Below are 17,997 nucleotides of genomic sequence, written 5' to 3'. Positions count from 1 at the left end.
ACCCCACACCCCCTCAACTCTCCTCACGCCCCGGAATGCACATGCGCCGCCCAGCTCAACGGCCGCTCCGGACACCGCGCTCGAAGCCTGCGTACGGCGTGATGCAGTGCGAGTGCCGCGGGCGGCGCCCCCGGTCCCGCTGTCGCCAGCTCGCCGTAGACGCCCTCCGCGATCTCGGCCGACGTGTCGTCGTCGGCCCGCCACAGCGTGCCGATCACCTGGGAGAACCCGGCGAGTTGGAGAGACCCGGCGAGATGCAGGGCCTCGTCGGGCAGCCGGGTCCCGCCCAGCGCCGTCTCGCACGCCGAGAGATACGCGAACTCGGCGGCGGGCAGGTGGAGTCGGGTCACGTCCCGCACGGACAGCGTGCCGCCGGGCAGCAACAGCCGCCCCTCGGAGGGCTGTTCGGGGTCCTGGACGCCGTGGCAGGCGAAGTGCACCCAGGAGTGCCCGGCGAGCGCGGTCCGTACGGCGTCGGCGTGGGCGGCGTCCCCGGACAGCAGCGTGCCGCCGACCGTACGGTGCGCGAGCTCGGCCTCGCGCAGGGCGCCCGGCAGCGGGGCCTGGCCCGGTGTCTCGGGTACGGCGACGATGAGCGGCTCCCTGTCCACGGGCACGGCACGTTCCCGGGCCCGCAGCAGGGCCGTGAGGCTCGGGGTGTACGAGGAGACGACCCGGTCGGGCACGGCGCCGGCGGCGTGCAGCGGCAGGAAGGTCAGCGGTCCGGAGGGACACCACCACAGGCGGGGCGGCTCCTGGCCGGGCGGGGGCGGGCCGGTGATGTCGAGGGCGTCGAGCACCGGTTCGGCGACCGTGTTCCACAGCCACTCCAGGAGGTCACCGACGAACCGCTCGGCGAAGCCCCGGGCCAGCCCCGAGCGCCCCGCCGCGGCGACCGCCTGGAAGAGCAGTTCGCCGCGCTCCCGGGCCTCGGCGTGGGTGAGGCCGGGCAGCGGGCGGACCCGAACACCGGTGCCGTCGAGCAGCAGGGCGTGGCCGGTGCCCTCCTTGGCGACGGTGACGACCACGACCGGACCGTGGGCACCCGCCGACAGCAACCGCCCCGCGCCGGGCGGTCGCAGGAAGTCCCGGAAGCCGTCGCGGGCGCGGATCGCGTCGAGGGTCTCCTGCCACTCGCGGGCCAGCCGGTGACGGCGGTCGGCGCCGGGCGCGGAGAGGTCGTCGGCGGCGCCCTCCAGCTCTTGGCGCATCGCGGAGTAGCGGGCGGCCAGTTCGGGTGCCGCGGCTGCCAAGTCCTCGGCGTCGGTGCGGAGTTCGATAGCCTGGGCGGCGAGGATGCCGCGCCCCGCCTCCAGCAGCTCCAGCGCGTCCCGCGGCTTCCCGGCGGCCACCGCGACCTTCGCGGCGAGCGAGCCCAACTCCTCGTCGCTGAGCACCCGTTCCTGGTCGGAGCGGTCGCCACCGCGCCACACCACCAGCGGGAGCTTCTCGATCGCGGCCCGCAGCGCCGCCAGCGCCCGCTCCTCGTCGCCGACGGCGTGGGCCACACCGGCCAGCCGCACCGAGGCCGCGACGCTGTGCGACGGGGGCTGTGCCGGATCGGCGGCCAACTCGGCGTTGACGGCGAGCGCCTGGTCACGGATCGCGTCGTAGCCCCCGTCCGCGCCGGCGATGTCCGTCAGGGCCCAGGACACCGCGCCCAGTCCGCCGCCGCGCAGCGGATGCCCGGCCGGCACCAGGCGCACGCACTTGCGGGCGGCCGCGAGCGCGATGTCGAGATCCTCCCGGTCACCGCCCGCCCGGTGGCGTTCGCGCAGGGCGTGGGACAGGTTGCCGTAGAGACCGGCGCGGCGCAGCGGGTCGGCGGGCGGATCCTCGAGGGCCGTCTCGTAGTGGCGTACGGCGGTCTCGGCGTCCTCGATCCCGGCTCCGGGCAGCCTGAAGCGGGCGAGGAGGACGCCGCCGAGCGCGCTGACCAGGTGGTGCCGCATGTGGTGGCCGGGCGAGGTGGTGGCCAGGGCGCGCTCGACCAGCCGCCGCGCCCGGTCGAGTTCGGCGCCGTCCTCGGTCCGGCGGGCGTACTCGACGAGCAGGGTGGTCACGTTGCCGAGGAGCACCGGGGTCTCGGCCTCGAACTTCGGGATGTGGGCCGCCAGTTGTTCCCCCGCGGCAACCGCCTCCCGCAGCGAGGCGAGATGCCCGGTACGGATGTGCCGTTCGGCGAGGGCCATGACGAGGCTGCCCCGCAGTGAGTCGAGCACCTCGGAGTCCTCGTCCTCGGGCAGTCCGGCGAAGCCCTCGCGGCAGTCGGCCACGGCCTCGTCGAGCACCGCCAGGTCATGGTCGAACCGGTAGCGGTGCACCAGCACCTTGGCGAGCGCGGACAGCGCCAGGGCCCGCTCGACAGCGGAGCGGGCATGGGCGAGGGCGCGGCGGGCGGCCTCCTCGGCGGGGCCGAGGTCGGGCACGGCCTCGCTCTCCGAGCGGGCGAGGCGCAGACTGCAGAGCGCGCGCAGGGCAGGGGAGTCGTCCGCGTGGGCGCCGCCCGGACCGGTCAGCGGTGTCACGACGGCCAGGGCACGGACGATCGCCGCGGGGTCGCCGGTCTCGCGGTACTCGTGCACGGCGGCGGCGCCGTACGAGCCCACCGCCTCGCGCGAGGTGTCCGGCCCGGACAGGCCCTCGCCCATGAGGTCCAGCGCGCGCCGCCGGTCGGCGATGTCGCCGCGCAGCTGGTAGCGGTACTGGAGGTGCCGGCCGAGATCGGCGGCGAACTTCTGCGGCCGGGCCGCGTACAGCTCTTCGAAGGCCTCGATCGCCTCCGCGAGGATGTCCAGGTCGCGCCGCCGGGCGAAGCGCTGGGCGAGCAGCCCCGCGGCGATCGTCTCCGCGCTGTCCCTGACCCGGCCGTAGTGCGGGTGTCCGCGGATCGCGCGCTGCAACTCCAGGGCTTCGTCGAGCAGTTGGACGCTCTTGGGCTCGTGGGCGGTGGCGGCGATGTAGGCGCCCGCGGCCGTCATGGCATACGCGAGCCACTCGATGCCGGCGGGATCCGTCGCGGCGAGGGCGGTCCTGACGAGGGCGGGTGTGTCGCCCATGGGTGAGGCGTCCCGCAGCCGGGAGCAGCGCTTCCCCAGCAGTCGGGCGAGCCGGGTGGCGGTGTCGGCGCCCGGTGTCCCGGGCGGGCGCAGTTCGTAGGACGCGCGGACGTGGGCGATCGCGGTTTCCTCGTCGGCGAGGTCGCCGGTGTCCTTGAAGCGCGCTTCCGCGATGTGCGAGAGGAGTTCGTGCATCACGGTGCGGCGGGGGTCGTCGGGCGCGGAGCCGCTCAGGATGCGGGTGCCGCAGAACAGGGCGATGTCCAGGCACCAGCGGCGCAGGTGCTGGGGCGTCCCCTCGTCCTGGGCGTGGTGGAAGAACCCGACGGTCATGTGCGCCACGGCGTTCGCCGTCTCGGCGTCGAGGTGCGCCGCCGGGTCGACCAGGGACCGCAGTCCGGCGGGTGTGGCCGCGGGCTGTGTGCGGTGCAGCAGGGCGAGGGCCAGCAGGACCGCCGCGTTCTCGGGCGGGTGGGCGCCCTCCTCGCCCCGGGCCTCGACGGACCGTCCCGTGGCCCGGAGCAGCGCGGCGAGGCCGGCCGCCTGCCGCGGTGAGGGCGTCGGCGGCATCCTGCCGTCGCGTACGGCGGGCCAGACCGCGGCGAGTTCCTCCTGATGCCGCTCCAGCAGCCCCCGCAGCTCCCGCCCGCTGAACCACCCGACCATTCACCCTCCCGGCGACATGTCCCCCTGCCACCTACACCGAACGCCGCCGCGGTAACCGCGGCGGCGCCCAGGTGTTGTGACAAGTCATGGCACTGACAGGGCAGTTGGCCGGCCTCAGCCGAAGAACACCCCGACCTCTTCGTACAGCTTCGGGTCCACGGTCTTCAGCTTCGCCGTGGCCTCCGCGATCGGCACCCGCACGATGTCCGTGCCCCGCAGCGCGACCATCTTGCCGAAGTCACGGTCCCGGACGGCCTCGATGGCGTGCAGGCCGAAGCGGGTGGCGAGCCAGCGGTCGAAGGCGCTGGGGGTGCCGCCGCGCTGGATGTGCCCGAGGACGGTCGTGCGGGCCTCCTTGCCGGTGCGCTTCTCGATCTCTTTGGCCAGCCACTCGCCGACCCCGGACAGCCGGACGTGTCCGAAGGAGTCCAGCGACTGGTCCTTGAGGACCACGTCACCGTCCTTCGGCATGGCGCCCTCGGCGACGACCACGATCGGGGCGTAGGAGGCCTTGAAGCGGGAGGTCACCCAGGCGCACACCTTGTCGACGTCGAAGCGCTGCTCGGGGATGAGGATGACGTTGGCGCCACCGGCCAGCCCGGAGTGGATGGCGATCCAGCCCGCGTGCCGGCCCATGACCTCGCAGACCAGGACGCGCATGTGCGACTCGGCGGTGGTGTGCAGCCGGTCGATCGCCTCCGTGGCGATGCCGACCGCGGTGTCGAAGCCGAAGGTGTAGTCGGTGGCGGACAGGTCGTTGTCGATGGTCTTCGGTACGGCGACGACGGGGACGCCGTACTCGTCGTTGAGGCGGGCGGCCACGCCCAGGGTGTCCTCGCCGCCGATGGCGATGAGCGCCTCGACCTCCTGCTTGGCGAGGTTCTCCTTGATGCGGCGGATACCGCCCTCGACCTTCAGGGGGTTGGTCCGCGAGGAGCCGAGGATGGTGCCGCCGCGGGGCAGGATGCCGCGCACGGCGGGGATGTCGAGGCGGACGGTGTCGTTCTCCAGTGGTCCTCGCCAGCCGTCCCGGAAGCCGACGAAGTCATAGCCGTACTCCTGTACGCCCTTGCGGACGACGCCCCGGATGACGGCGTTGAGCCCGGGGCAGTCGCCGCCTCCGGTCAGTACTCCGACCCGCATGGAAATGTCCCTTCGCCGCGGTTGCCTGTGAGGGTCACGCTAATGGTGATCCAGGTCACACAGCGATGGGCGGGAAGGGCAATTCCGGTGAATCAGCGGCTCGTTGGTTTACGCGGCGTCAAGCCCGCGCTTCCATCCGTCGTCGGGCCCGCGCTTCTACTCGTCGTCGAGCCCGCGCTCTATGGCGTACCGGACGAGTTCGACCCGGTTGTGAAGTTGCAGCTTGCCCAGGGTGTTCTGGACGTGGTTCTGGACCGTCCGGTGCGAGATGACCAGACGCTCGGCGATCTGCTTGTAGCTCAGGCCCTTGGCGACCAGCCGCAGCACCTCGGTCTCCCGCTCGGTCAGCTGCGGGGCCTTGGGCTGGTCGGGGTCGGAGGCGGGCGTGGGGTCGGAGGCCAGGCGCCGGTACTCGCCGAGGACGAGCCCCGCGAGCCCGGGCGTGAACACCGGGTCCCCCACCGCCGTACGACGCACCGCGTCCAGCAGCTCCTCGGTGGACGCGGACTTCAGCAGATAGCCGGTCGCGCCCGACTTCACGGCCTCCAGGACGTCCGCGTGCTCGCCGCTGGCCGACAGCACCAGGACCCGCAGCGCCGGGTTGTGCCCGACGAGTTCCTTGCACACCTGGACGCCGGGCTTGAGCGGCAGGTTCAGGTCGAGCACGAGCACATCGGGACCGGCGGCCTTGGCGCGGCGGACGGCCTGGTCGCCGTCGCCCGCGGTGGCCACCACGTCGAAGCCGGACGCGTCCAGGTCACGGGCGACCGCGTCGCGCCACATCGGGTGGTCGTCGACCACCATCACCTTGATCGGACCCTGGTCGCTCATCGCTGTCCTGCCTTCCCCCGTGAGACCTTCGGTACCTTCAGCTCGACCTCCGTGCCCTGCCCGGGCACCGAGATCAGTTCGGCGCTGCCGCCGAGTTCGCGCAGCCGCCCCCGGATCGACAGGGCCACCCCCATCCGCCCCTCCCCCTCGGCCTGCGCGAGCCGCCCCTCGGGGATGCCGGGCCCGTCGTCCCGCACGGTCACCACGACCTCGTCGGGCTCGTCCTCGACGAGGATCCACGCCCGCGCGTCCGCACCGGCGTGCTTGCGTACGTTGTCCAGCGCGGCCCCCACCGCGGCGGCCATCTCCTTCGCGGCGGCCGGTGGCAGCTCCACCGGGGCGCCGGGCTCGGCGAAGCCGACCTTGGCGGCGGCGAACGGGGCGAGCAGCGCGCGGAGATCGACGGGACCCTCGGGATCCGGCTCGTCGACGGCCCGTACGACCGCCCCCTGGGCCGTGTCCTCCGACGCCCACGAGACGGGCCTGAGCCCGCCGGAGACCAGGGTGCGCAGCGCCACCTCCTGCTCCCCGGCCATCCGGCCCAGCTCGGCCGCCTCGCCGCCGATGACGGCACCGCGCCGCTGCACCATGGCGAGCACCTGGAGCACGCTGTCGTGGATGTCCCGCGCGAGCCGCTCCCGCTCCCTGGTCGCGGCCTCGATCTCCAGGGCGCGGGCGAGGGTGCGCTCGGAGGCGCGGGCGACCTCGACGACGTAGCCGATGGCGATGGAGGCGACCCAGACGAGGATGACGTTGTGGACGGTGTCCCGGGCCGGCTGGCCGCGCTCGATCAGGTTGGCGGCGGCGACCGGGGTGGAGGCGAACGCGGCCCAGCGCCAGCCGCCCTTGATGGCGTACGCGAGGACCGAGCCGGCGGTCCATATCGACGGCAGGGTGGGACCCCCGGTGTCGATGTGGTGGTCGCTGACGGCCAGCGGGGTCAGGAGGATGCCGGTGATCGCGACGGCGAGGTCCACGGCGAGGAAGCGCTTGGTGCAGGCGGCCGCGTTCTGGACCCGGGGCAGGGTGGCGAGCGTCCAGCCGCACAGCACGACGTAGTAGGTGATGGCGATGCCGGGACGGTCGAAGTTCTCGTAGTTGGTGGCGAACAGCCCGACCGCGTACAGCATGGTCAGCACCCGGTAGCCGGTGAGCGCGCGCCACAGCGGCAGCTCCACCGACATCCTCATCACACGCTCACGCCTGGCCATGTCCCCACCCCCGACCCCGAAGCCCCGTCTAGGACTCGGAGTGTTCCTTCTCCGCCTTCGCGAGGGCGGCCTTCGCCGCCTTCTCCGCTTCCTTCTCCGCCTTCGCCGCGTCCGTGATCTGCCGCTTGGCGGCGGTCGCGTACATGTCGACGTACTCCTGGCCGGAGAGCTTCATGATTTCGTACATGACCTCGTCGGTCACGGCGCGCAGCACGAAACGGTCGTGCTCCATGCCCTGGTACCGGGTGAAGTCCAGGGGCTCGCCGATGCGGATGCCCGGCCTCATCAGCTTGGGCATCACCTGCCCGGGCGGCTGGATCTTCTCGGTGTCGATCATGGCGACCGGGATGACGGGGGCGCCGGTGGCGAGCGCCACGCGCGCGAGGCCGCCCGGCTTGCCCCGGTACAGGCGCCCGTCGGGCGAGCGCGTGCCCTCCGGGTAGATCCCGAACAGCTCACCGCGCTCCAGCACCTCTATGCCGGCCTTGATCGCCGCCTCGCCCGCTCCGCGCGCACCGGAGCGGTCCACGGGGAGCTGCCCGGCGCCCTTGAAGAACGCGGCCGTGAGCCGGCCCTTCAGACCCGGCGTGGTGAAGTACTCCGCCTTGGCGATGAAGGTGACCTTGCGGTCCAGGACCGCGGGCAGGAAGAAGGAGTCCGAGAAGGACAGGTGGTTGCTCGCCAGGATCGCGGGGCCCTCGGCAGGGATGTTCTCGAGGCCTTCCACCCAGGGCCTGAAGGCGACCTTCAGCGGCCCGCCGATGGCGACCTTCATCGTTCCGTACAACAACCCCGTGCCTCCTGTGTGTGTCGATGAGACCTTAACCCGGAGCACTGCCAAAGGGCCCGACGACCCTGGTCGGTGTCAGTGCGGTCGCGTACGGTGAACCACACCTGGACTCGTTCACACCCTTCTCATGAACAGGAGACCGAAGGTGCCGGTCCTCCCTGGAGCCGAGCCGTTCCGCCACGAGGGCGGGGAGACAGGCGTCCTCCTCTGCCACGGCTTCACCGGTTCCCCGCAGTCGCTCCGCCCCTGGGCGGAGTACCTCGCCGAGCGCGGTCTGACCGTGTCGCTGCCCCTCCTTCCGGGGCATGGCACCCGCTGGGAGGACATGGCACTCACCGGCTGGCAGGACTGGTACGCCGAGGTGGAGCGCGAGCTGCGGGCCCTGCGCGAGCGCTGCGCCCAGGTGTTCGTGGCGGGCCTGTCCATGGGCGGCGCCCTCGCCCTGCGGCTGGCCGCCAGGCACGGCGACGCGGTCAGCGGCGTGGTGGTCGTCAACCCGGCGAACCGTATGCACGGCCTCGCCCCGTACGCCCTTCCGGTGGCCCGTCACCTGGTGCGGTCGACGCCGGGGATCGCCGACGACATCGCCAAGGAGGGCGCCCACGAGCTGGGGTACACCCGGGTGCCGCTGCACTCCGCGCACTCCCTGCGGCAGTTCTTCCGGCTGGTCGACGGTGAGCTCCCGCAGGTCACCCAGCCGCTGCTGCTCCTGCGCAGTGCCGTGGACCATGTGGTGCCGTCGGCCGACTCCGCGCGCGTGCTGAGCCGGGTGTCCTCCACGGACGTATCGGAGATCGTGCTGGAACAGAGCTACCACGTGGCGACGTTGGACCATGACGCGGAGCGGATCTTCGAGGAGAGCTTCGCCTTCATCGGCCGGCTCGCGACCGGTATCGGCAAGGAAGGGACGGCCGCACGTGGCTGAGCACGACTCCGACCGCGAGGACCGCGAGCCGGAAGAGCAGGGCGTGCCCTTCGACGAGGCGGCCGCCTGGGAGGCGATCGTCGCCGGGTACGGCGAGGAGCCGAAGGACCCGCCGGGCTCCAAGCCGTTCAAGTCGGTGGAGGACCTGGCCCTGCTGGAGCCGGAGACCAACGACGAGAAGCCGAAGGAGGAGGACGAGAAGCCCGCCTCGGCCAGGCCGCTGGGCAGCTCCGTCGCCTTCGCGCCCGGTGTCGGCCCTCGTGACTACACGGCGCCCGAGCCGGCGGAGGAGGACTTCGACGAGGACGACGAGGGCCACTTCGTCCCGCCGGAGCCACCGCCGCTGCCGGCCGCGGACACCACCGCGAAGTTCGCGTGGCTGGCCGTCCTGGGCGGGCCGCTGCTGCTCCTGCTGGCGATACTGCTCGGCTGGGACATGACCTGGTGGCTCGCCACCATCGGCATCGGCGGTTTCCTCGGCGGGTTCGCCACGCTGGTCATGCGGATGCGGTCGGACGACGAGGACGAGGACGACCCGGGGCGCGGGGCGGTCGTCTGAGTCTCAGCTCGCGGGAATTCTGAGGGCGGCCAGCACCGGCAGATGGTCGGTGGCCGCCCTCAGCTCCGTCCCGGGGACGTCCTGCGGGACACCGCAGCGCAGTACCTCGACGCCCTTCGTCGCGAAGATCGCGTCGATACGGCGAGGGGGTTCGGTGTGCGTCCAGGTGTGCTCCCCTCCCCAGGGAGCCGCCGCCCAGCAGTCCTGGAGGTTGTCGGAGAGGCGGCGGAAGGTGCGGCCGTCGGGACCCTCGTTGAGGTCACCCCCCGCGACGGCGTGCTCGACTCCCATGCCGGCCAGCCGGTCGAGGAGCATGCCGCCCTGCTCGTAGCGCTCGTCCTTGCGCAGGGAGAGGTGGCAGCTGAGGACGCCGAGGCGGGCGCCGCCGATGCGGACGACGGCGGTGGCGAAACCTCGCCGGTGCTGTCCCGGCGTGAGCGGGAGAAGGATGTCCTCGGTGCGCTCGACCGTGGTGCGCAGGTCGCACAGGATCGCCGGTCCCGCGGCGGTGGCGCCCCCGGTGAGGACGACGAGGTCCGCCGCGCGGGCCAGGCGGGCGAGTTTCTTGCGCCAGCGGAAGAAGCGGGGGGCCTCTTGGATCAGTACGAGATCCGGGGCGCAGGCGCGGATGATCCTGGCCAGCGCATCGGTGTCGTCTCGCATGGAACGGATGTTGTAGCTCAGGACTCGGACGAGGGCGGAATCGTCGGGTGCCATGCGGGTAATTTACGCCCAATGACTCGGGGCGCGAGGTAGATGTGCGACTGCCGGTTCGTCGTGGCTTGTCGCGCAGTTCCCCGCGCCCCTGGGTGGGTCGCCCCACTCCCCGCTTACATGATCGGGTCGGGCTCTCTTGCCAGGTCGGCCGCGCCCACCAGGCCCGCCTTGTTACCCAGCTGAGCGGCGATCACATCCGCCACCGGGCGCCAGTTGCCGCCGACGAGCCAGCGCTTGTAGGACTTGCGGATCGGGTCGAGGACCAGTTCGCCCTCGTCCGAGAGGCCGCCGCCGACGATGAAGGCGGACGGGTCGAAGAGGGAGGCGAGGTCGGCGAGGCCGGCGCCGGCCCAGCGGGCGAGCTCACGGTAGGAGTCCACGGCGACCGGGTCGCCCTGACGGGCGGCCATGGAGATGTGCTTGCCCTCGATGCCCTCGGGGCTGCCGTCACCGAGGCCGAGGAGGATCTCGGCGTTCTCCGGAGTGGCGTTGGCGCGCTGCTTGGCGTACCTCACCAGCGCGCGCCCCGACGCGTACTGCTCCCAGCAGCCCTGCGAACCGCAGCCGCACAGCAGGCCGTCCGGGACCATCCGGATGTGGCCGAACTCGGCGGCGACACCGAAGTGGCCGCGGCGCAGCTTGTTGCCGATGATGATGCCGCCACCGAGGCCGGTGCCGAGCGTGATGCAGATGACGTTGCGGTGGCCCTTGCCGGCGCCGAACTTGTACTCGCCCCACGCGGCCGCGTTGGCGTCGTTCTCGACGACGACGGGCAGGCCCACGCGGGCCTCGACCTTCTCCTTCAACGGCTCGTTGCGCCAGTCGATGTTGGGGGCGAAGTAGACCTCCGAGCGCTGCCGGTTGACGTAACCGGCCGCGCCGATACCCACGCCCACGATCTCGTGCCCGGCGCGCGCGCCGTCCACCGCGGAGGCGATGGCGTCCACGATGCCCTCGGGCGTGCCCGGGGTCGGCACCTTGTGGGTCGAGAGGATGTTGCCTTCCTCATCGACCACGCCGGCCGCGATCTTCGTGCCGCCGATGTCGACGCCGATGGTGAGTCCCATGAATCCCTCAGTTTCGGTCGAGCCCCGCTACGGCCCACCGTACCCGAGGGCCTGCCGCCGGACTCCCGTCGTCCGCCCGCAGGGCAGGCCCTTGCGGACAGGCGGGAGTCCGGCGGCAGGCCCTCGGGGGCCTCTAGTCGAGGTCGATCCGCTCCCCCGGTCCGGGGTCCTCGCCCCGGTCCTTGAGGTCGCGTGACGCGTCGTCCCGTGCCGTCCATCGCTGCTCCTGCGCCTGGACCGCGGAGCGGTACGCGGCGAGCAGTTCGCTGCCCGCCGCGGCCAGGTGGTCGAAGACGTCCGGGTTGCGCTCGATGACGGGCTCGACGGCGGCCTTGGCCTGCTGGACGACCTGGTGCACCACCTGCTGGGCGGCGGGTCCGGCGACCGCCCCGAGGAGCGGCGACTGGATCGAGGACAGCTTGTCGGTGACGGCGTCGACGAGCTTGCGCAGTTCCTCGGCGGCCGAGCCGGGCGGCGGGCCGTACTCGGCGCGACGGCGGGACTTCTCCGCCGCGAGGTCCTCGGCGCACGCCGTCGCCCAGGCGTCGGCGTCGGTCGCCCGCACCTCGTCGACAGCCTCACGACCGGCGGCGTCTGACGGGGGGAGCTCTTCGCTCATGACGGACTCCTGACTGCGGTTCGTCCTTACGACGTTACCCGAATGGGCGTACCACGTTCACCGTGTCTCCGGCCAGAGGTCCGGGTCCGGCGCGAACCGGATGCGGAGCTCTCCGTCGCGCAGGGCGGCGCCTGCGACGGTGCAGCGGCGCAGGACGGAGGGAAGGGGCACGATACGGCGGAACTGCCCGGCGGCGACCACGAGTTCGTCGCCGCGCCGGATGAGGTCGAGCTCGTCGCGTATCGCGCCGGGGAGCGGGATGTGCCAGACGAAGACCCGGCTGACGCCGTCGTCGGCGAGGGTGTCGGCGACGGACCACTCGACGGCGGAGCCGGTGTCGTCGACGCCGGGGACCGTGAGGGCGGCGAGGTCGTCGGTGCCGCGTGGGTCGTGACCGAGGTGGCGGACCGGGCGTACGTCGTACGTCTCCTGCCACTCCTCCAGTGCTTTGCGCTGCTGGGCGGCGGGACCGGCGAGCCAGGTGTCCTGCGCCTGCTCGGGCAGGACCCGGTTGGCGACCAGGACGTCGGGGCGCAGGCCGCGCAGGGCGAGGGCGAGGGCGGCGGAGCGCACGGCGTCGGCGCCGGCCGGGCCGGGTTCGGCGACCAGCCGTACGACGGTGTTCCGGTCCGCGACGACCGCCTGGACGGCGGCCAGTTCCATGTCCCAGCGCGCGGCGGTCTCGTACAGCCACTCCGAGGGCATCGGCACTCCGGCCAGCCGTCCGAGCATGGGCCGCAGCGCGCGGGCCGCCTGTCGCTCGGGCGGGAGGAGGCGGCGCAGATAGCGGCGGAGTTCCTCGGGCAGGGCGAGCAGCGCGAGCGCCTGCGGCGTGGGAGGAAGGTCCACGACGAGCAGTTCGTGCCGCTCGGAGAGGGCCGCGTCACGCAGGGCGCGGAGCAGGGTCAGTTCCTCCGCGCCGGGGAGGGGCGTGACCTCCTCGGCGTCGAGCCGGGAGGCGCCGAGAAGGTCGAGGACGTTGGCGGCGCGCTCCTGGAAGGCCCCGAGGTCGTCCCGGAACCCGGCGGTGGCGTCGGGCCGCCAGGCGGTGAGCCCTTCGGCGGCCTCCACCGGCTCGGGCCCCGTGGTGACCCCGAGTACCGAACCGAGGGTGTCGGTGCGGTCGGCGCTCAGCACGAGCGTGCGGACGCCTTCCCGGGCGGCGGCGAGAGCGGTGGCGGCCGCAACGGTCGTACGACCGCTACCACCGGGCCCGGTGATCAGAAGGGTGCGCATGGGACTGAACGGTAGTCCCCCTACTTCGTCCCCGACTCCACCCGCTTCTTCAGGCCGGCCAGCGCCCGGTCGATGATGACCTTCTCGGCCTTCCGCTTGATCATCCCCAGCATCGGGATCTTGACGTCGACCGTCAGCAGATACGTGACCTCGGTCGAGCCGGTGCCCGTCGCCTTGAGGATGTACGACCCGTCCAGCGACCGCAGCATCTGGGACTTGACGAGGGTCCAGGAGACCTCGTTCTCACCGGTCCAGGTGTATCCGAGGACCTGGTCGTCCTTGATGGCCCCCGCGTCCATGACGAGCCGCACCTGCTCGGCGCGGCCCTGGGCGTCGGTCGCGAGGACCTCCGCCTCCTTCACCTCGCCGGTCCAGTCCGGGTAGCGGGCGAAGTCGGCGATCACCCCCATGACATCGGCCGGTGCCGCCTCGATCGTGATGCTCGAGCTGGTGTGTTCCGCCATCGCTGTGGCTCCTCCAGATGCGGGCCGGTAGGGCAGTCTGCTCACAAGGTGGTCCTGCGCACGTGTGTGCAGCGTGAAGGCTACCGCGCACGTGGACGCCCGACTTCACCGCCCGCTCACCATTCCAGGGCCCAGGGCCTGCCGCTCCCCGCGAAGTGCCCCACGTTGACGCACTCGGTCGCCCCGATCCGCATCCGCCGCACCAGCGGCTGGTGGACGTGTCCGAACAGGGCGTACCGGGGCCGGGTGCGCCGGATCGCGTCCAGCAGCGCCCGGCTTCCCCGCTCGAAGCGGCGCGCGACGGTGTCGTAGACCAGCTCCGGTACCTCCGGCGGGATGTGGGTGCACAGCACGTCGACCTCGCCGACCGCCTCGATCTTCGCCGCGTACTCCTCGTCGCTGATCTCGTACGGCGTGCGCATCGGGGTCCTGAGCCCGCCGCCCACGAACCCGAACACCCACCCGCCGATCTCCACCCGTTCGCCGTCAAGGACGGTGGTGCCCGGTCCGGCGTACTCGGGCCACAGCGGTGGCATGTCGACATTGCCGTAGGTGGCGTACGTCGGTGTCGGGAAGGCCGCGAACATCTCGGCGTACTGCTTGCGCACCGCCTTCTCGATCGCGGCCGCCCGGTCGGTGCCGATGCCGGCCCACAGCCGGGCGCCGAACTCGCGGGCCTCCTCGAAGCGGCGGGCGGTGCGCAGTTCGACGATCCGGTCGGCGTTCTCCGCTCCGAACAGGTCGGGGAAGATGCCGCGCGAGTGGTCGGCGTAGTCGAGGAAGAGGACCAGGTCACCCAGACAGATCAGGGCGTCCGCGCCCTCGCCGGCTCTGGCCAGGTCACGGGCGTTGCCGTGCACGTCGCTGACCACATGTACGCGTGTCCTCCGGTTACCGGCCGGTGTGAGTGCCATGGCGATCAAGGGTAGGCGTGTGCGGCATACGTGAACAGTGGCGATGGGGCCTGCGGCTACTGGCTAGTCATCAAATGGGTGGACTACTGTGCGCGAGAGAAGCACCAATCTGTGTGACGCAGCGAACATCTCGCCGGACCCCCCTGTCGGAGACGCCATACCGGCGGGTAACGTCCGGGCAGTCCAGTCGTGCTCAGGATTTCAACAAGTGGCGCAGCCGCTGAGGGTCCCGAGCACCTGCCCGAGCCTTGGACCGCACCGTCGCATCGCACAACGTCGTGGCGCCGGCGCCCTATGAGGAGCAGCAGTCTTGCGCGAGTTCAGCCTTCCGGCTTTGTACGAGGTCCCTGCGGACGGCAACCTCACGGACATCGTCCGTAGAAACGCCGCGCAGCATCCCGACGTCGCCGTGATCGCCCGCAAGGTGGGCGGTGTCTGGCAGGACGTGACCGCCACGACCTTCCTGGCCGAGGTCCACGCCGCCGCCAAGGGGCTCATCGCCTCCGGTGTCCAGCCCGGCGACCGCGTCGGCCTGATGTCGCGCACCCGCTACGAGTGGACGCTGCTCGACTTCGCGATCTGGTGCGCGGGCGCGATCACCGTGCCGGTGTACGAGACCAGCTCGGCGGAGCAGGTCCAGTGGATCCTCTCCGACTCGGGCGCCACCGCCATCGTCGTCGAGCTGGACAACCACGTGGCCGCCGTCGAGTCGGTGCGCGACGGGCTGCCCGCCCTGAAGCACATCTGGCAGATCGAGGCCGGGGGCGTGGAGGAGCTGGGCCGGCTCGGCAAGGACATCAGCGACGCCGCCGTCGAGGAGCGCAGCTCGCTCGCCAAGGCCGACGACCCGGCGACCATCGTCTACACGTCCGGCACCACCGGCCGCCCCAAGGGCTGTGTGCTGACCCACCGCAGCTTCTTCGCGGAGTGCGGGAACATCGTGGAGCGCCTGCGCCCGCTCTTCCGCACCGGCGAGTGTTCCGTCCTGCTCTTCCTCCCGCTCGCGCACGTCTTCGGCCGGCTCGTGCAGATCGCCCCGATGATGGCGCCCATCAAGCTGGGCACCGTCCCGGACATCAAGGACCTCACCAACGAACTGGCGTCCTTCCGGCCGACCCTGATCCTGGGCGTCCCGCGCGTCTTCGAGAAGGTCTACAACTCGGCGCGTGCCAAGGCGCAGGCGGACGGCAAGGGCAAGATCTTCGACAAGGCCGCCGACACCGCGATCGCGTACAGCAAGGCGCTGGACACCCCGTCGGGCCCGTCCCTCGGTCTGAAGATCAAACACAAGACCTTCGACAAGCTGGTCTACAGCAAGCTGCGCGCGGTCCTCGGCGGCAAGGGCGAGTACGCCATCTCCGGCGGCGCCCCGCTCGGCGAGCGCCTCGGTCACTTCTTCCGCGGCATCGGCTTCACGGTCCTGGAGGGCTACGGCCTGACCGAGTCCTGCGCGGCCACCGCCTTCAACCCCTGGGACCGGCAGAAGATCGGCACGGTCGGCCAGCCGCTGCCGGGCTCGGTGATCCGGATCGCCGACGACGGCGAGGTGCTGCTGCACGGCGAGCACCTGTTCACGGGCTACTGGAACAACCCGGGCGCGACCGAGGAGGCGCTGGCCGACGGCTGGTTCCACACCGGTGACATCGGCACCCTCGACGAGGACGGCTACCTCAGGATCACCGGCCGCAAGAAGGAGATCATCGTCACCGCGGGCGGCAAGAACGTCGCCCCGGCCGTGATCGAGGACCGCATCCGCGCCCACGCGCTGGTCGCGGAGTGCATGGTGGTGGGCGACGGGCGGCCGTTCGTGGGCGCGCTGGTCACCATCGACGAGGAGTTCCTCGGCCGCTGGGCGGCCGAGCACGGCAAGCCGGTGGGTGTCACCGCGGCGTCGCTGGTCGACGACCCGGATCTGAACGCGGCGATCCAGGCCGCGATCGACGACGGCAACGCCGCGGTGTCGAAGGCGGAATCGGTGCGGAAGTTCCGCATTCTCTCCTCCCAGTTCACGGAGGACTCGGGCCACCTGACGCCGTCCCTGAAGCTCAAGCGCAACGTGGTGGCGAAGGACTACGCGGACGAGGTCGAGGCGATCTACCAGAAGTAGCAGGCCCTCTGAAAGAGCGTCATGGCGCGGTGTCCTCCACGAGGACCCGCGCCATCGTCCGTTCGGCGAGCGCCGTGATCGTCACGAACGGGTTCACCCCGATCGATCCGGGCACCAGCGAGCCGTCGGTGACGTACAGCTTCGAATACCCCTTCACCCTCCCGTAGTTGTCGGTCGCCTTCCCCAGCACACAGCCGCCCAGCGGGTGGTAGGTGAAGTCGTCCGCGAAGACCTTGTTGGACGTTCCGAACAGGTCGTACCGGTAGATGGTGGAGTTCGCCGAGTTGATCCGGTCGAACAGCTTCTTGGCCATGCCCGACGACACGGCGCTCTGCGCGGCGGTCCAGCCGAGGTTCACGCCGCCCGTGGCGCTGTTGTACGTGAACGTCGCGCGCTGCGGGTTCTTGGTGATCGCCAGGTAGAGGCTGACCCAGTGCTCAAGGCCCGTGGGTAAAGGAGCGATCTCCGCGAAGACGGGGTTGGCCGTGTTCGCCCAGTCGTCGATGCCCATGACCGGCATGGTCGACTGGTTCGCCCCGACGGTGTCCCACAGGTGGTTGGCCCGGCCGAGCATCGTGTTGCCGTTGGGCCCCCACCCGGCGCCGACGCTCGCGTCCAGGGCGGGCAGGGTGCCCGTGTCCCGGGCCCGGACGAGGAGTTCGGTGGTGCCGAGGCTGCCGCCGCCGAGGAACAGGTAGGTGCAGCTGTACTGCTTGGTCTCGACGACGGTGCCGGTGTCGTCGACGCGGTCGGCGGTCAGCACGTAGGTGCCGTCGCTCGCCCGGCTGATGGCTCTGACCCGCTCCATGGTGTTGATGGTGACGTTGCCGGTGCCGAGGGCGGCGGCGAGGTACGTCTTGTCGAGGCTCTTCTTGCCGTGGTTGTTGCCGTAGATGACCTCCTGCGCGAGAGCCGACTTGGTCGCGGTGCCCGCGGCCTCCTTCTGCATATAGGCGAAGTCGTAGGTGCTGGGCACGAACGTGGTCTTCAGGCCGGTGTTCTGGGCGTGTTTGCGGGAGATGCGCGAGAACCGGTACCACTCCGTCGACTCGAACCAGGTGGGGTCGACGGTGTTGACGCCGAGCATGGAGTTGGCGCGCGGGAAGTAGGTGCCGTACATCTCGTCGGCGTCGACGGTGGGGAACTGCTCGGCGAAGTACGACTTCAGCGGGGTCACGGCCATGCAGCCGTTCACCAGGGAGCCGCCGCCGACGCCCCGCCCCACGAACACGGACATGTTGGCGAAGCGCACCCGGTCCAGGACGCCCGGGTACAGGCTGATGTCCTTGTTGACGACGTCCAGCCACAGGAAGGTGGCCAGCGGCGCCTCGGTGCGGGTGCGGAACCACATGGAGCGCTGGTCCGGGTTGGCGGTGGAACAGAAGATCTTGCCGTCGGAGCCGGGGGTGTTCCAGAGCCGGCCCATCTCGATCATGATCGTACGGATGCCTGCCTGACCGAGGCGGAGGGCGGCCACGGCGGCGCCGTAGCCCGAACCGACCACGATGGCAGGGGCGTTGTCGACGGCGGCCGGTTCTACGGCCTGTGCCGACTGGAGACCGATGCGGGTGAGACCTGCGGCGGCGGCCGTCTGGAGGGCGGCCATGCCCAGTATGTGACGTCTCGTCAGCTGACGCTGCATCAGTTTTGCTGTCATGCGCGCAGCATCGGCGGATTATCCGCATCTGG

General features: G+C 71.5%; 15 protein-coding genes. 3 read left to right on the top strand and 12 right to left on the bottom strand.

The genetic code is table 11. The features are described from left to right. Positions 1-23 precede the first annotated feature (23 nt). From HLK59_RS14760 to HLK59_RS14740, 5 genes are all read right to left on the bottom strand, one after another. Entirely contained in the window at positions 24-3,725 is a 3,702-nt protein-coding gene (locus HLK59_RS14760; RefSeq protein WP_171141866.1) for a CHAT domain-containing protein, read from the bottom strand. A gap of 114 nt (positions 3,726-3,839) precedes the next feature. Beyond that, positions 3,840-4,868 carry a 6-phosphofructokinase gene (locus tag HLK59_RS14755; protein WP_171141865.1) on the bottom strand — a complete coding sequence of 343 codons (1,029 nt, stop codon included), beginning with the start codon at positions 4,866-4,868 and terminating at the stop codon, positions 3,840-3,842. A gap of 156 nt (positions 4,869-5,024) precedes the next feature. Further along, on the bottom strand, positions 5,025-5,699 hold the full coding sequence (locus HLK59_RS14750; protein WP_171141864.1) for a response regulator transcription factor: 675 nt from the start codon (positions 5,697-5,699) through the stop codon (positions 5,025-5,027). Next, positions 5,696-6,910: a DUF5931 domain-containing protein gene (locus tag HLK59_RS14745; RefSeq protein WP_171141863.1), complete on the bottom strand. Its 1,215-nt coding sequence runs from the start codon at positions 6,908-6,910 to the stop codon at positions 5,696-5,698. The genes HLK59_RS14750 and HLK59_RS14745 overlap by 4 nt, the downstream gene beginning before the upstream one ends. 28 nt (positions 6,911-6,938) lie before the next feature. Continuing rightward, positions 6,939-7,685, bottom strand: a complete 747-nt coding sequence (locus HLK59_RS14740; RefSeq protein WP_171141870.1) for a lysophospholipid acyltransferase family protein — start codon at positions 7,683-7,685, stop codon at positions 6,939-6,941. Positions 7,686-7,845: 160 nt separating this feature from the next. Between HLK59_RS14740 and HLK59_RS14735 the strand changes: the two genes are divergently transcribed. Both HLK59_RS14735 and HLK59_RS14730 read left to right on the top strand, forming a co-directional pair. Then, entirely contained in the window at positions 7,846-8,625 is a 780-nt protein-coding gene (locus HLK59_RS14735) for an alpha/beta fold hydrolase (RefSeq protein ID WP_171141869.1), read from the top strand. Then, positions 8,618-9,184 (top strand): hypothetical protein, encoded by a 567-nt coding sequence (locus HLK59_RS14730; RefSeq protein WP_171141862.1) that lies wholly within the window; start codon positions 8,618-8,620, stop codon positions 9,182-9,184. The genes HLK59_RS14735 and HLK59_RS14730 overlap by 8 nt, the downstream gene beginning before the upstream one ends. A 3-nt stretch (positions 9,185-9,187) precedes the next feature. Here the strand turns inward: HLK59_RS14730 and HLK59_RS14725 are convergent, their stop codons facing one another. The 6 genes from HLK59_RS14725 to HLK59_RS14700 all read right to left on the bottom strand — a co-directional run bounded on the left by HLK59_RS14725 (position 9,188) and on the right by HLK59_RS14700 (position 14,201). Beyond that, on the bottom strand, positions 9,188-9,901 hold the full coding sequence (locus tag HLK59_RS14725; RefSeq protein ID WP_171141861.1) for an endonuclease/exonuclease/phosphatase family protein: 714 nt from the start codon (positions 9,899-9,901) through the stop codon (positions 9,188-9,190). Between the two features lie 113 nt (positions 9,902-10,014). Next, a complete protein-coding gene (locus tag HLK59_RS14720) occupies positions 10,015-10,968 on the bottom strand; it encodes an ROK family glucokinase (RefSeq protein WP_171141860.1) in 954 nt (317 codons plus the stop codon). Between the two features lie 133 nt (positions 10,969-11,101). Next, positions 11,102-11,587 (bottom strand): DUF5304 domain-containing protein, encoded by a 486-nt coding sequence (locus tag HLK59_RS14715; RefSeq protein ID WP_171141859.1) that lies wholly within the window; start codon positions 11,585-11,587, stop codon positions 11,102-11,104. Positions 11,588-11,644: 57 nt separating this feature from the next. Next, positions 11,645-12,823: an ArsA-related P-loop ATPase gene (locus HLK59_RS14710; protein ID WP_171141858.1), complete on the bottom strand. Its 1,179-nt coding sequence runs from the start codon at positions 12,821-12,823 to the stop codon at positions 11,645-11,647. 20 nt (positions 12,824-12,843) lie between these two features. Continuing rightward, the gene (locus HLK59_RS14705; protein ID WP_171141857.1) at positions 12,844-13,287 is read right to left on the bottom strand and encodes an SRPBCC family protein; all 444 of its coding nucleotides are present in this window, start codon (positions 13,285-13,287) and stop codon (positions 12,844-12,846) included. A 116-nt stretch (positions 13,288-13,403) separates the two neighbouring features. Continuing rightward, the gene (locus tag HLK59_RS14700) at positions 13,404-14,201 is read right to left on the bottom strand and encodes a metallophosphoesterase (protein ID WP_171141856.1); all 798 of its coding nucleotides are present in this window, start codon (positions 14,199-14,201) and stop codon (positions 13,404-13,406) included. 310 nt (positions 14,202-14,511) lie between these two features. Here HLK59_RS14700 and HLK59_RS14695 point away from each other — a divergent pair, with 310 nt between their 5' ends. After that, a complete protein-coding gene (locus tag HLK59_RS14695) occupies positions 14,512-16,308 on the top strand; it encodes an AMP-dependent synthetase/ligase (protein WP_171141855.1) in 1,797 nt (598 codons plus the stop codon). Between the two features lie 19 nt (positions 16,309-16,327). Here the strand turns inward: HLK59_RS14695 and HLK59_RS14690 are convergent, their stop codons facing one another. Then, a complete protein-coding gene (locus HLK59_RS14690) occupies positions 16,328-17,914 on the bottom strand; it encodes a GMC oxidoreductase (protein WP_171141868.1) in 1,587 nt (528 codons plus the stop codon). Between the last annotated feature and the right edge of the window lie 83 nt (positions 17,915-17,997).

This window comes from Streptomyces sp. S3(2020) (genome assembly GCF_013044505.1).
In the GTDB taxonomy this organism is placed as follows: Bacteria; Actinomycetota; Actinomycetes; order Streptomycetales; family Streptomycetaceae; genus Streptomyces.
The sequence above is the reverse complement of the archived record's forward strand: the minus strand, read 5'-3'. Positions and strand labels throughout refer to the sequence as shown.